We start from the raw sequence: 13,097 nt of genomic DNA on the forward strand, positions 1-13,097 counted from the left end.
TGATCCATGATTTTTCCGAAATCAATCTGAAAGCAATGGGTTTCCCCGCAGACTGGAATCAGGACCCGTTCTGGCACGCGCCTCGTGGCTGAGTGCCGTGCGGCTTCCGATAGCCGGCGCCAGCCCTTATAGTTGCCCCCATTCCCGTTTTATTCGAGACGCCCCATGAGTGAACCCACGCCGTACATCTTCGACGTCACCACCGCCAACTTCGAACAGGCGGTGATTCAGAACTCTTTCGAAAAACCCGTGCTGGTGGATTTCTGGGCCGAGTGGTGTGCGCCGTGCAAGGCGTTGATGCCGATGCTGGCGCAAATCGCCGAGAGCTATCAGGGCGAGCTGTTGCTGGCCAAGGTCGATTGCGAGGCGCAGCCGGATATCGTCGCGCGTTTCGGCATTCAAAGCCTGCCGACGGTGGTGCTGTTCAAGGATGGTCAGCCGGTGGACGGGTTTGCCGGGGCGCAGCCGGAATCGGCGGTGCGCGCGATGCTTGAGCCCCACGTGCAAATGCCGCCACCGGCGGCGGCAGATCCGTTGGAGCAGGCCCAGGCGCTGTTTGCCGAAGGCCGTATCAGTGATGCCGAGGCGCTGCTGGTGACGTTGCTCGGTGAAGACAATACCCATGCTGCCGCGCTGATCCTGTATGCGCGCTGCCTGGCCGAGCGCGGTGAGTTGGGCGAAGCCCAGGCCGTGCTGGATGCGGTCAGCGGCGACGATCACAAAGCCGCCCTCGCCGGTGCCAAGGCGCAGATCACCTTCCTGCGCCAGGCCGCCGACCTGCCGGATGCAGCCGACCTGAAAAGCCGGCTGGCGCAGAACCCGCAGGACGACGAAGCGGCCTACCAGTTGAGCATTCAACAGTTGGCGCGCCAGCAATACGACGCGGCGCTCGAAGGCCTGCTCAAGCTGTTCATCCGCAACCGCAGCTACAGCGAAGGCCTGCCGCACAAGACCCTGCTGCAAGTGTTCGAGTTGCTGGGCAATGAACACCCGCTGGTGACCGTGTACCGCCGCAAGCTGTTCGCCGCGCTGTATTAATCGCCGACCCAACGGTACAGCGGCGTATCCCCGCCGCTGCTCACCTTGACGCTGGCGCTATGGCGCAGGCGCACCAGCAGGCGCTTGCCTGTCGCCGCATCACCGGCCAATCCTTCCAACTGATCAAGCAACTCCAGGCCGTTTAACTGCCCGGCCTTGCGCAACAGCGCCTGGGCGTTCTGCCACAGGTCGTCATCCTGTTTAACCGGCGGCGCCGCAGCCGGCGTACTCGGCGCCGGAGCGGCCTGTAATTGCGCGCCCAGCCGGGCCCAATCGCCGTCGTCCAGCTCCAGGGTCAAGTCCACCGGCAGGTCGCCGACGGTTCCACGAATTCGCAACATCGTCTTTCTCCTGCATTTTTTCTGACGGGCATGCTCCCATGCGGCTTGCGCAACGCCAAGCGCGCGGTCAAACTCTCGCCACTATTGTTATAAGATCACATAACAAACCTTTCATGTTCTGGAGCCTTCCCATGCGCCGTCTGCTGCTCGCTTTGCCGTTTGCCCTGCTGCCACTGGCCGTGGCCCATGCCCATGAAGATCATGACCACGAACACGGCAGCCTCGGCGCCCACGAACATGGCGTGGGCCGCCTCAACGCCGTGCTCGATGGCCAGACCCTGGAGCTTGAGCTGGAAAGCCCGGCCATGAACCTGGTGGGTTTCGAACACCTGGCCACCACCGCTGCGGACAAAGCCAAGGTCGCCGCCGCGCGCAAGCAACTGGAAAACCCACTGGCCTTGTTCAACCTGCCCAAAGCCGCCGGCTGCGTGGTGAGCACCCAGGAACTCAACAGCCCATTGTTTGGCGACAAGCCTGAAGCCGATCACGACGATGACGATGATGCTGACGACCATGCCACCGACGGCAAGGGCGCAGCGGCCCACGAACATCACCACGACCACAGCGAAATCCACGCGCACTACCAGTTCACCTGCGCCACGCCGACGGCGCTGAGCAACCTGGACCTGAGCCAGGTGTTCAAGACCTTCCCCGCCACCAAGAAAATTCAGGTACAACTGATCGGCCCGAGCGGCCAGCAAGGGGTCGACGCAACGGCCACAGCAACCACCCTGAAGTTCTGATTGCCCATGACCCACGCCTTGATTGAACTGTCTGACCTGGGCTTCAACTGGCCCGGGCACCCGCAGTTGCTGGACATCCCCGCGTTCCGCCTGGAACGCGGCGAAACCCTGTTTCTCAAAGGCCCCAGCGGCAGTGGCAAGACCACCCTGCTGGGGCTGCTGGGCGGTGTGCACAAGCCCAGCCAGGGCAGCATTCGCCTGCTCGGCCAGGAACTCACCGAACTCTCGGCCGGCGCCCGCGACCGCTTTCGCGTCGACCACACCGGCTATATCTTCCAGCAGTTCAACCTGCTGCCGTTTTTGTCGGTGCGCGAGAACGTCGAGCTGCCCTGCCACTTTTCCAACGTGCGCGCGCAGCGGGCCAGGCAGCGCCACGGCAGTGTGGACAAGGCCGCCGCCGCCCTGCTCGCGCACCTGGGCCTCAAGGATAAAGACCTGCTGGAACGCCGCGCCGACTCGCTGTCCATCGGTCAGCAGCAACGGGTGGCCGCCGCCCGGGCGCTGATCGGCCAGCCGGAACTGGTGATCGCCGACGAACCCACCTCGGCCCTGGACTACGACGCCCGCGAGGCGTTCCTTCAGCTGTTGTTCGCCGAATGCCGCGACGCCGGCGCCAGCCTGCTGTTTGTCAGCCACGACCAGAGCCTGGCACCGCTGTTCGACCGCAACCTGTCGCTGGCCGAACTCAATCGCGCCGCCACGCCCGCAGAGGTTTGAGATGTATCTGTTTCGTCTAGCCATGGCCAGCCTGGCTAACCGCCGCTTCACCGCGACGCTCACCGCCTTCGCCATCGCGCTTTCCGTGTGCCTGCTGCTGGCCGTGGAGCGCGTGCGGGTCGAGGCGCGCAACAGCTTTGCCAGCACCATCAGCGGCACCGACCTGATTGTCGGCGCCCGCTCGGGTTCGGTGAACCTGCTGCTGTACTCGGTGTTTCGCATCGGCAACGCCACCAACAACATCCGCTGGGACAGCTTTGAGCACTTCGCCGCCAGCCCGCAGGTGAAATGGGCGATCCCGATTTCCCTCGGCGACTCCCATCGCGGCTACCGCGTGATGGGCACCAATCAGTCCTACTTTGAGCACTACCAGTACGGCCGCAAGCAGAACCTGGAACTGGCCAGCGGCCGCGCCTTCGCCACTGACCCGTTCGAAGTGGTGCTGGGCGCCGAAGTGGCTGACGCACTGCATTACAAACTGGGCGATAAACTGGTGCTGGCCCACGGCGTGGCGGTGGTCAGCCTGGTCAAGCACGACGACAAACCCTTCACCGTGGTCGGCATTCTCAAGCGCACCGGCACGCCGGTCGACCGCACGCTGCACATCAGCCTGGGCGGCATGGAAGCGATCCACATCGACTGGCACAACGGCGTGCCGGCCCAGGGTAAAGGCCGCATCAGCGCCGATCAGGCGCGCAATATGGACCTCACGCCGCAGGCGATCACTGCGTTCATGCTGGGCTTGAACAACAAGATTTCCACCTTCGCCCTGCAACGTGAGATCAATGAGTTCCGTGGCGAGCCGATGCTGGCGATCCTGCCCGGCGTGGCACTGCAAGAGCTGTGGAGCATGATGGGCACCGCCGAAAAGGCGCTGTTCGTGATCTCGCTGTTCGTGGTGCTGACCGGTCTGATCGGCATGCTCACGGCAATCCTCACCAGCCTCAACGAGCGCCGCCGCGAAATGGCGATTTTGCGTTCGGTGGGGGCACGGCCATGGCATATCGCGACATTGCTGATTTTCGAAGCGTTCGCCCTGGCCTTGTCCGGAGTGATTGCCGGCGTCGGCTTGCTGTACGTGTGCATCGCCGCGTCTCGCGGGTATCTGCAGGCCAATTACGGTTTGGACCTGCCGATGTCCTGGCCGAGCGAATATGAATGGACCCTGCTGGCGGGTATTCTCGCCGCAGCGCTGTTGATGGGCAGCGTGCCGGCCTGGCGCGCCTACCGACAATCCTTGGCCGATGGCCTGTCCATACGTTTATGAGGAAGGCTTTGATGCGTCGTGTCCTGTTTGCATTCCTGCTGCTGATAAGCGTGCCCGTCTGGGCGGAAGATCAGCCCAGGGATTTGTCCTGGCAGGAGATGATCCCGCCGGACGCGCCGCCGGAAATCCCCAACATGAAACCGCTGCACGACCTGTCGAACATGGCCGATGCGCTGTCCGTCGAGGCCGCGCCCGCTGCCAAACAGGATCTGCCCAATGCGCCGGTGGTGCAGAGCCTGGACGGCAAGCACATTCGCCTGCCGGGTTATATCGTGCCGCTGGAAGTCAGCGAAGAAGGCCGCACCACCGAGTTCCTGCTGGTGCCGTATTTCGGTGCGTGCATCCACGTGCCGCCGCCGCCGTCGAACCAGATCGTGCATGTGAAAAGCGAAGTCGGCGTGAAGCTGGATGAGTTGTACCAGCCCTATTGGATCGAAGGCGCGATGCAGGTTAAACCATCGTCCAGTGAGCTGGCCGATGCCGGTTACCAGATGGATGCCGAGAAAATCTACATGTACGAGCTGCAGGAATAACCTTTCATTGAGCTGAGTCAAAAGATCGGGCGGTACGATCTTTACCATTGGACGTACACCTTTTAACGTCCTTTTGGAGCTCCCATGAACAAGTCTCTGCTCGGCGCGTCGTTCTTCGCGCTGGCACTCGCCGCCCCGCTCGCCCAGGCTCACGAAGCGGGCGACATCCTGATTCGCGCCGGTGCGATCACCGTGAATCCGAAGGCCGACAGCAGCAGCGTCAAGGTGGATCAAGGCCCCTTGGCCGGTGCCAACCTGGGCGGCAAGGCGACCATGAGCAGCGATACCCAGCTGGGTCTGAACTTCGCCTACATGCTCACCGACCACGTCGGCCTCGAACTGCTCGCGGCCACGCCATTCGAGCATGACGTAAAAATCAAGAACACCGCCCTCGGCGCTGCCAACGGCAAGCTCGGCACCCTCAAGCACCTGCCACCGACCCTGAGCATCGTGTACTACCCGCTGGACAACAAATCAGCGTTCCAACCCTACGTCGGCGCGGGCATCAACTACACCTGGATCTACGACGAGCACGTCGGCAGCCGCGCCTCCAACGCCGGCTTCAGCAACTTCAAGGCGGAAAACTCCTGGGGCTGGTCGGCGCAGATCGGCGCCGACTACATGATCAACGATAAATGGATGATCAACGCCCAGGCGCGTTACATCGACATCAGCACCAGGGCGACGGTGGATAACAACGCGCTGGGCCAGGGCACCCGGGCCAAGGTCAATGTGGATGTCGACCCGATGGTGTACATGGTGGGGATTGGCTACAAGTTCTAGGCAGTCGTTCACAGACACCACAAAACCAAAGTGGGAGGGGGCTTGCTCCCGATAGCGGTGAATCAGTCAATCAATCTGTCGACTGAGACGCTGCCATCGGGAGCAAGCACCCTCCCACATTGGGTTGTGTCAGGTATGCCGGTAAAACCGGTCCAGCAACGCCGGCAACCCCGCCCGCCATGCCCGGGGCTTGATGCCGAAAGTGTGGAGGATTTTCTTGCAGGCCAGCACCGCATGTTGCGGTTCGTCCACCGCGTCCGGCCGGGCCGCGTGGGCCTGGGCGGTCGGGGACTCGATGGCCAGCGCGCGGAAGTTGCGCGCTTCGGTGAGGATCGCCTGGCCCAGCGCCAGCGGCGTGGTGGCCTCGTGGCCGGCGTAGTGGTACGTGCCCCACAAAGGCGCTGCGCAATCGAGTTGCTTGAGCACCGAGATGATCACCCGCGCGGCATCGTCCACCGGCGTCGGGTTGCCGCGTCGGTCATCGGCCATCGGCAATTCGCCGGGCTTTTCGGCCTGGGCCAGAAAGCGCCCGAGGGTGCCGTCGGCGCTGTCATCCAGCAACCAGCCAAACCGCAGCAGCACATGTTGCGGGCAGGTGGCGCGCACGCTTTGCTCGATGCGCCACAACGCCTGGCCGCGCAGGCCCAATGGCACCGGATCGTCCTTTTCGCTGTAGGCGGTGGCACGCGAGCCATCGAATACGCGGTAGCTGGACGGTTGCAGCAAGGTGATGCTGTGGTGCTGGCACAGTTCGGCCAGGCGCTCGATGGCGTATTCCTGAGAAGCCAGGCGGGTGTCGCTGACGACCTCGGCCTGGAACCAGTCGAAATAGTAGGCGAGGTTGATCAATGCGTCGGGACGGGTGTCGTCGAGCAATTGGGTGAGGCTCGCGGCATCCCAGCCGTCTTGGGGCGGTTTGGGGGCGAGGAACCCGATGTCTTCCTCTGCACCGAGGCGAATCAGCGCCTGCCCGAGGGCATTCCCGCCGCCCAGTAACATAAGGCGCATTCGCATAGATTGTGCAGGCCCAGTCTGTTTGGAACGATGGTTAGTGTCGGCAGACGTGTATGCCATACCGTGGTGTGTAGCCGGAATCGTTGCATTTTGCGGGTTTGTAGCGCAACCGTCACGGATAAAGTAAGCCTTTGCAACTTGTTGGAGCCGGTGGCATCAATCATTGCATGAACCTTCCTGAATCAACGGACAGGGCATTGGACGGTTTCCACCCCGCCGTCAGCGCCTGGTTTCGCAGCACCTTCCCCGCGGTCACCGGCGCCCAGGCCCAGGCATGGCCGCTGATCCGCCAGCGGCGCTCGACGCTGATCGCCGCGCCGACCGGCTCGGGCAAGACCCTCACGGCCTTCCTCGCGGTGCTCGACGACCTGGTCCAACAGGGCCTGGCCAACGGCGGCCAGCTGCCGGACGCGACGCAGGTGGTGTACGTGTCGCCGCTCAAGGCACTGTCCAACGACATCCAGATCAACCTGCAAACCCCGCTGGCCGGGATCAGCGCGCAACTGCTGAGCCAGGGCCTGGCGCCGCTGGAAATCCGCACCGCCGTGCGCACCGGTGACACCCCGCAAAAAGATCGCGCGTTGATGCGCAAACGCGCGCCGCACATCCTGGTGACCACCCCGGAGTCGCTGTATGTGCTGCTCGGCTCGGACTCCGGCAGGCAGATGCTCGCCAGCACGCGCACGGTCATCGTCGACGAAATCCACGCCATCGCCGCCGGCAAGCGCGGCAGCCACCTGGCGCTGAGCCTGGAGCGCCTGCAAGGCCTGTGCGCCGAGCCGCTGACGCGCATCGGCTTGTCGGCCACGCAAAAACCCATCGAGGCGGTGTCGCGGTTTCTGGTGGGCAGCGCGCGCGAGTGCGCCATTGTCGATATCGGCCATGCCCGCCCGCGCGACCTGGGCATCGAAGTGCCGCCGGTGCCGCTGTCGGCGGTCATGGCCAATGACGTGTGGGAGCGGGTGTACGACCGCCTCGCGACACTGGCCCGCGAACACCGCACCACGCTGATTTTCGTCAACACCCGGCGCCTGGCCGAACGCCTGGCCCGCCATCTCAGCGAGCGCCTGGGCAAGACCGCCGTGGCCGCGCACCACGGCAGCCTCGCCAAGGAGTTGCGCCTGGACGCCGAGCAACAGCTCAAGGCCGGCGCGTTGCAAGTGCTGATCGCCACCGCGTCGTTGGAGCTGGGGATCGATATCGGCGAGGTGGACCTCGTGTGCCAGATCGGCTCGCCCGGCTCCATCAACGGTTTTCTTCAACGAGTTGGACGCTCCGGCCATCAGGTCGGCGGCACACCCAAGGGGCGCCTGTTCGCCACCACCCGCGACGACCTGATCGAATGCGCCGCCCTGCTCGACTGCGTGCGCCGTGGCGAACTGGACACCCTGCACATCCCGGTCGCGCCGCTGGACGTGCTGGCCCAGCAGATCATTGCCGAAGTCAGCGCCCGCGAATGGCCCGAACAAGACCTGCTGGCACTGATCCACCGCGCCGCGCCCTACGCCGCGCTGGATGAGCGCCACTACCAGGCGCTGTTGCAGATGCTCGCCGAGGGCTACAACGGGCGCCAGGGCATCCGCAGCGCTTACCTGCACCGCGACGCCCTGACCCGCACCCTGCGCGGCCGCCGGGGCGCCCGGCTGACTGCCGTGACCAGCGGCGGCACCATCCCGGACAACGCCGACTACAGCGTTTTGCTCGAACCCCGGAGCCTGAACATCGGCAGCGTCAACGAAGACTTTGCGGTGGAAAGCATCGCCGGGGACATCTTCCAGCTGGGCAACACCTCCTACCGCATCCTGCGCGTCGAAGCCGGCAAGGTGCGGGTCGAGGATGCCCATGGCCAGCCGCCAACCATTCCGTTCTGGCTCGGCGAAATGCCCGGGCGCAGCAACGAGCTGTCCGCCGCCGTGGCACGCTTGCAGGGCCAGTTGGACCGCCTGCTCGGCGCCAGCCCCGGCGACCTGCAACCGGCGCAGGACTGGCTCACCGACACCCTGGGCCTGAACCGCGCCAGCGCCGAGCAAATCCTCGATTACCTGGCCCGCGCGCGCCTGGCGCTGAGCGCATTGCCGTCCCAGGACACGCTGATCATGGAGCGGTTTTTCGACGCGTCCGGCGGCACCCAGTTGATCATTCACACGCCGTTCGGCAGCCGTCTGAATCGCGCCTGGGGCCTGGCGTTGCGCAAGCGTTTCTGCCGCACGTTCAATTTCGAGCTGCAGGCGGCGGCCAGTGAAAACGCGATTGTGCTGTCGCTGTCCACCAGCCACAGTTTTGAGCTGGATGAGGTGTGGCGTTACCTCAACAGCCACAGCGCCGAACACATTCTGATCCAGGCCGTGCTGGACGCGCCGCTGTTCGGCGTGCGCTGGCGCTGGAATGCCGGGGTGGCGCTGGCCTTGCCGCGCTTTACCGGCGGGCGCAAGGTGGCGCCGCAGATCCAGCGCATGAAAAGCGAAGACCTGATCGCCAGCGTGTTTCCCGACCAGATCGCCTGCCTGGAAAACCTCGCCGGCGAACGTGAAGTGCCCGAACACCCGCTGGTGGAACAGACCCTCGACGACTGCCTGCACGAAGCCATGGACAGCGACGCCTGGCTGGCCCTGCTGCGGCGCATGGAACGCGGCGAGGTGCGCCTGATCAGCCGCGACCTGCCGGCGCCCTCGCCCATGGCCGCCGAAATACTCAGCGCGCGGCCCTACACCTTTCTTGATGATGCGCCGCTGGAAGAGCGCCGCACCCAGGCCGTGCTCAACCGGCGCTGGAGCGACCCGCAAAGCACCGACGACCTTGGCGCCCTGGATGCCGAGGCCATTGCTGGCGTGCGCGAGGAGGCCTGGCCAACGCCCCATGGCCCGGACGAAATGCATGAAGCGCTGATGAGCCTGGCGTGCATCGCCGAAAGCGAGGTCACGCCGCCATGGGCGCAGTGGCTGCAAGCGCTGGCCAAGGCGGGGCGCGCGTATCAGTTGCCCAACGGGCTGTGGGTTGCCGTCGAACGCCTGAGCTGCTGGCAGGCGATTTATCCCCACGACTTGCCGTTATTGGCCGGCTTCGATGAGCCCTGGACCTTCGAGGACGCGGTGCTCGACGTGCTGCGTGCGCGCCTCGGTGGCTTTGGTCCGCTGACGGTGAACGAGATTGCCGCGCCCATCGGGTTGCCGGTGGCCGCCGTGATCCAGGCACTGGCGCGGCTGGAGCAGGAAGGCTATGTGCTGCGCGGGCACTTCAGCCCCGGCGCCAGCGCAGAGCAATGGTGCGAACGGCACCTGCTGGCGCGAATTCACCGCTACACGGTCAAGCGCCTGCGCCGCGAAATCGAGCCAGTGGCGCTGCAGGATTTCATGCGTTTTCTGTTCGACTGGCAGCACGTGTCCGACGCCACTCGTGGCCAGGGCAGCGCGGTGTTGCCGCAGATCGTCGGCCAGTTCGAAGGTTTTGCGGCCGCCACGTCGGCCTGGGACAGCGACCTGCTCAGTGCGCGCATCAAGGACTATGCCTCCAACTGGCTCGATGAGCTGTGCCGCAGCGGCAAGCTGGTGTGGATGCACCTGAGCGACAAGGCCGGCGCCATGGCGCTGCGCAGCACGCCGGTGGTGCTGTTGCCGCGCAGCCAGGTGGGACTGTGGAGCGGGCTGACCGACCCCGTCGACAGCACCGCGCTGTCGCCCAAGGCACAAAAGGTCCATCTGGCCCTGCGCGAGCACGGCGCGCTGTTTTTTGATGAGCTGGTGCACGAGGCCCATCTGCTGCGCAGCGAGCTGGAAACAGCGCTGCAGGAGCTGGTGGGCGCGGGCCTGGTGAATGCCGACAGCTTTGCCGGGCTGCGTGCCCTGACCACGCCCGCCAGCAAGCGTCAGGCGCGCAGCAGCCGGCGCGGGCGCGGTGCGTTTATCGGCGGCATGGACGATGCCGGACGTTGGGCCTTGATCCGCCGCCCACCCGGCGCCGCCGGCGCGCATTCGGCAGAGACACTTGAGCATGTGGCGATGACCCTGCTGCGCCGCTACGGCGTGGTGTTCTGGCGCCTGCTCGAGCGCGAGGCGGACTGGTTGCCGAGCTGGCGCGAGTTGCTGCGCACCTTCCACCGCCTGGAAGCGCGCGGGGAGATTCGCGGCGGGCGGTTTGTGAGCGGCTTGGCGGGGGAGCAGTTTGCGTTGCCCGAGGCGATTCCCCTGCTGCGCGAGGTACGGCGGCGCGCGCACGACGGGAGCCTGGTGGCGGTGTGTGGAGCGGACCCGCTGAACCTGGTGGGCACGCTGTTACCCGGCAGCAAGGTGCCGGCGGTGAGCGGCAATCGGATTGTGTACCGCGATGGGTTGCCGGCGGCGGTTATGGTCGGCGGCAAGCAGCAGGTGCTGGTTGAGGTGGATCAGCGGGCGGTGCAGGAGAAGTTGCTTGGGCGGTCTTGAGGGCCTCATCGGGAGCAAGCCCCCTCCCACACTGGACTGGGTGTGAACCCATTCAAATGTGGGAAGGGGCTTGCTCCCGATAGCATCCTCACTGGCTACGCGGCTGCTCGGTAATCTCCACCACTTCTTCAGCCTGCCCCACCCGCTTGGGCAACAGCACCTGCTGTGGATAAGTCTGCGCGAAATGCACCTCATCACAGTTATCCACAAGCTTTTTCAACCGCTGGTTAAACGCGCGGCTGACCGCATATTGCCCGCCCGACACGGTGCGGAACTGCGCGGTGAGCACTACGCCGTTGAGGTCCATTTTGTCGACGCCGAACACTTCCAGCGGCCCCTGCAGGTTGTACTTGAGGAACCCGTCGTCGCGGATCGATTGCCCCGCTTCCTGGATCAGCTCCACGGCCTTGTCCACATCGGTGTCGTAGGTGAACTGCACCGAGAAGAACGCGTAGGCAAACTGCCGTGACTGGTTGGTGACCGCCTTGATCTGCCCGAACGGCACCGAATGCACAAAGCCTTTGCCGTCGCGCAGGCGCAGGGTGCGGATGGTCAGGCCTTCGACGGTGCCGGCGTGGCCGGAGTCGAGCACCACCCAATCGCCGATCGACAGGGTGTCTTCGATGATGATGAACAGGCCCGTGATCACGTCCTGCACCAGTTGCTGGGAGCCAAAACCGATAGCCAGGCCGACCACCCCGGCACCGGCCAGCAGCGGCGCAACGTTGATGCCCAGGTTGGCCATGGTGGTGATCGCGCAAATCACCACGAGGATGATCTTCACCGCATTGCGCAGCAGCGGCAGGATGGTCTTGATCCGCGTGCTGGGCTGGCGACTGGAGCGTTTGTTGACTGGCGGCTTGAGCGCTTCCTGAATCGCCGTGTCGAGCACCACCCAGAACAGCCAGGTCATCAGCAGGATCAGGCCGATGCTGCTCAGCGAGTCGCTGATGGCGCGCCCGATGGAGTTGCGCTCGGCGAACTCGAACAGCGACACGCCCCAGATGCGCCCAAGCACTTCGATAAACGCCACGGCCATCGCGATGCGCAGGATCGCGTGCAGCAAACTGAGGAAGCGCTCCTTGTAGGCGCTGCTGCGCTGGATCGCCACCTGGCTGCGCGACTTGAACAGGTGTTGCAGCACCGTGCTGAGAAACACCGTGCCGATCAGCAGGATCGTGGTGAACAGCGCACAGCGCAGCGCCTTCTGATTATCGTCGCCGGCACCGATCAGGTTGATCGCCGAGACCAGCACCATCAGCAGGATCGGCCAGTACCACAGTCCCGAGAAGATACGCAGCGATTGCTGCAACGCCGGGTGTTTGAGGCGCTGGGCCAACGACCGATTGCGGATCAAGTGGGCAACAGGCCGGCGCAGGCGCACCACCAGCACGCCGAAGATCACCGTGGCGAACAGCCCGGTGAACACCGCGATGCTGCTGGTGATATTGCCGCCCAACTGGCGGGCGATCTGCGGGCTGGTCAAGGCGTCGCTGAGGGCGGCGAGAAAGCCGATCAGGAACAGCGGCTTGGGGCAGTAGTCGCAAATGATCTGCACTGCCGGGCGCTTGTGGCCCACGTTGAACATGACGATGACGCACAACAGCATCGAGGTGGAAAAGATGCCGCTACTGGTGGCGTAGGCAAGGCATAGCGCCAGCGCGCGGCCTACGGAGGTGGCGAGAAAATGGCTGACGTACAGGGTGAGCGGCAGGCAGATCAGGGCCGGGATCGTGTAGGGCACCACGTAACCCAGCACGTCGAGCAGCCGCCCGCGCCGTTCGAAAAACGCGCGCTGGCCCAGGCGTCGCACAATCACCCGGCCCAGCAGCGTCAACAGGGTAAAGGCGCCGATCCACACGCCGGACAACAACAGGAAGTCCCCGGCCACGCTCCACGGTGAACGCGCGGACGTCTGATTGACCAGGCGCCCGACTTCGTTGGCGGCGCGGTCGGCGCGCAGGCGCCATTCGTCGATGAAGTTCTGATTGAGGTCGAGCTTCTGCTGCACGTTATCGATGCTGGAGCTGATTGCGCCGAGCAGTCCGCCTTCCACCAGCAGCTCCGGCTTGGCCTCGGCTTCGGGGGCGGTAGCGGGTGCGGGTGCGGTCGCCGCCGCCTGGAGTGCGTCGCTGCCACAAAACAGCAGCGCGCCGAGTAGCCATGCAGTCTTTAGATTCAGCAAAACACCGGGCTCCTGGGAAAGGGTCTGTAAGGAACTGACGGGTTTGGGGCCTGATCGT

At 64.6% G+C, this 13,097-nt stretch carries 10 protein-coding genes; 7 read left to right on the forward strand and 3 right to left on the reverse strand.

The features are described from left to right. The first annotated feature begins 165 nt into the window (after window positions 1-165). On the forward strand, window positions 166-1,038 hold the full coding sequence (gene trxA / locus TU79_RS23965; RefSeq protein WP_057010310.1) for a thioredoxin: 873 nt from the start codon (window positions 166-168) through the stop codon (window positions 1,036-1,038). Here the strand turns inward: trxA and TU79_RS23970 are convergent. After that, complete coding sequence (locus TU79_RS23970; RefSeq protein ID WP_057010311.1) at window positions 1,035-1,379, reverse strand: hypothetical protein; 345 nt, start codon at window positions 1,377-1,379, stop codon at window positions 1,035-1,037. The genes trxA and TU79_RS23970 overlap by 4 nt on opposite strands. 131 nt (window positions 1,380-1,510) lie before the next feature. Here TU79_RS23970 and TU79_RS23975 point away from each other — a divergent pair, with 131 nt between their 5' ends. The 5 genes from TU79_RS23975 (at window position 1,511) to TU79_RS23995 (ending at window position 5,422) form a co-directional block, all read left to right on the forward strand. Beyond that, window positions 1,511-2,122: a DUF2796 domain-containing protein gene (locus tag TU79_RS23975; protein ID WP_057010312.1), complete on the forward strand. Its 612-nt coding sequence runs from the start codon at window positions 1,511-1,513 to the stop codon at window positions 2,120-2,122. Window positions 2,123-2,128: 6 nt separating this feature from the next. Then, the gene (locus tag TU79_RS23980; RefSeq protein ID WP_057010313.1) at window positions 2,129-2,839 is read left to right on the forward strand and encodes an ABC transporter ATP-binding protein; all 711 of its coding nucleotides are present in this window, start codon (window positions 2,129-2,131) and stop codon (window positions 2,837-2,839) included. A 1-nt stretch (window position 2,840) separates the two neighbouring features. Beyond that, window positions 2,841-4,106 (forward strand): ABC transporter permease, encoded by a 1,266-nt coding sequence (locus tag TU79_RS23985; protein WP_057010314.1) that lies wholly within the window; start codon window positions 2,841-2,843, stop codon window positions 4,104-4,106. 11 nt (window positions 4,107-4,117) lie between these two features. Further along, the gene (locus TU79_RS23990) at window positions 4,118-4,639 is read left to right on the forward strand and encodes a DUF3299 domain-containing protein (RefSeq protein WP_057010315.1); all 522 of its coding nucleotides are present in this window, start codon (window positions 4,118-4,120) and stop codon (window positions 4,637-4,639) included. Window positions 4,640-4,723: 84 nt separating this feature from the next. Beyond that, window positions 4,724-5,422, forward strand: a complete 699-nt coding sequence (locus tag TU79_RS23995; RefSeq protein WP_057010316.1) for an OmpW/AlkL family protein — start codon at window positions 4,724-4,726, stop codon at window positions 5,420-5,422. A 129-nt stretch (window positions 5,423-5,551) separates the two neighbouring features. Here TU79_RS23995 and TU79_RS24000 read toward each other — a convergent pair whose 3' ends face one another. Continuing rightward, complete coding sequence (locus TU79_RS24000; protein ID WP_057010317.1) at window positions 5,552-6,436, reverse strand: sugar nucleotide-binding protein; 885 nt, start codon at window positions 6,434-6,436, stop codon at window positions 5,552-5,554. A 167-nt stretch (window positions 6,437-6,603) separates the two neighbouring features. On the opposite strand from TU79_RS24000, the gene TU79_RS24005 reads away from it, so the two are divergent. After that, on the forward strand, window positions 6,604-10,854 hold the full coding sequence (locus tag TU79_RS24005; RefSeq protein ID WP_057010318.1) for a DEAD/DEAH box helicase: 4,251 nt from the start codon (window positions 6,604-6,606) through the stop codon (window positions 10,852-10,854). A gap of 88 nt (window positions 10,855-10,942) precedes the next feature. Here the strand turns inward: TU79_RS24005 and TU79_RS24010 are convergent, their stop codons facing one another. Continuing rightward, window positions 10,943-13,039 (reverse strand): mechanosensitive ion channel domain-containing protein, encoded by a 2,097-nt coding sequence (locus TU79_RS24010; protein WP_057010319.1) that lies wholly within the window; start codon window positions 13,037-13,039, stop codon window positions 10,943-10,945. Window positions 13,040-13,097 lie beyond the last annotated feature (58 nt).

Origin of the sequence: Pseudomonas trivialis (genome assembly GCF_001439805.1) — a bacterium.
GTDB lineage: Bacteria > Pseudomonadota > Gammaproteobacteria > Pseudomonadales > Pseudomonadaceae > Aquipseudomonas > Aquipseudomonas trivialis.

Coding starts and splice junctions, on each gene's coding strand:
- TU79_RS24000 (WP_057010317.1), bottom strand. CDS start 6,436: ATGCGAATGCGCCTTATGTTACTGGGCGGCGGGAATGCCCTCGGGCAG.
- TU79_RS23970 (WP_057010311.1), bottom strand. CDS start 1,379: ATGTTGCGAATTCGTGGAACCGTCGGCGACCTGCCGGTGGACTTGACC.
- TU79_RS23990 (WP_057010315.1), top strand. CDS start 4,118: ATGCGTCGTGTCCTGTTTGCATTCCTGCTGCTGATAAGCGTGCCCGTC.
- TU79_RS23995 (WP_057010316.1), top strand. CDS start 4,724: ATGAACAAGTCTCTGCTCGGCGCGTCGTTCTTCGCGCTGGCACTCGCC.
- TU79_RS23980 (WP_057010313.1), top strand. CDS start 2,129: ATGACCCACGCCTTGATTGAACTGTCTGACCTGGGCTTCAACTGGCCC.
- TU79_RS23975 (WP_057010312.1), top strand. CDS start 1,511: ATGCGCCGTCTGCTGCTCGCTTTGCCGTTTGCCCTGCTGCCACTGGCC.
- trxA (WP_057010310.1), top strand. CDS start 166: ATGAGTGAACCCACGCCGTACATCTTCGACGTCACCACCGCCAACTTC.
- TU79_RS24005 (WP_057010318.1), top strand. CDS start 6,604: ATGAACCTTCCTGAATCAACGGACAGGGCATTGGACGGTTTCCACCCC.
- TU79_RS23985 (WP_057010314.1), top strand. CDS start 2,841: ATGTATCTGTTTCGTCTAGCCATGGCCAGCCTGGCTAACCGCCGCTTC.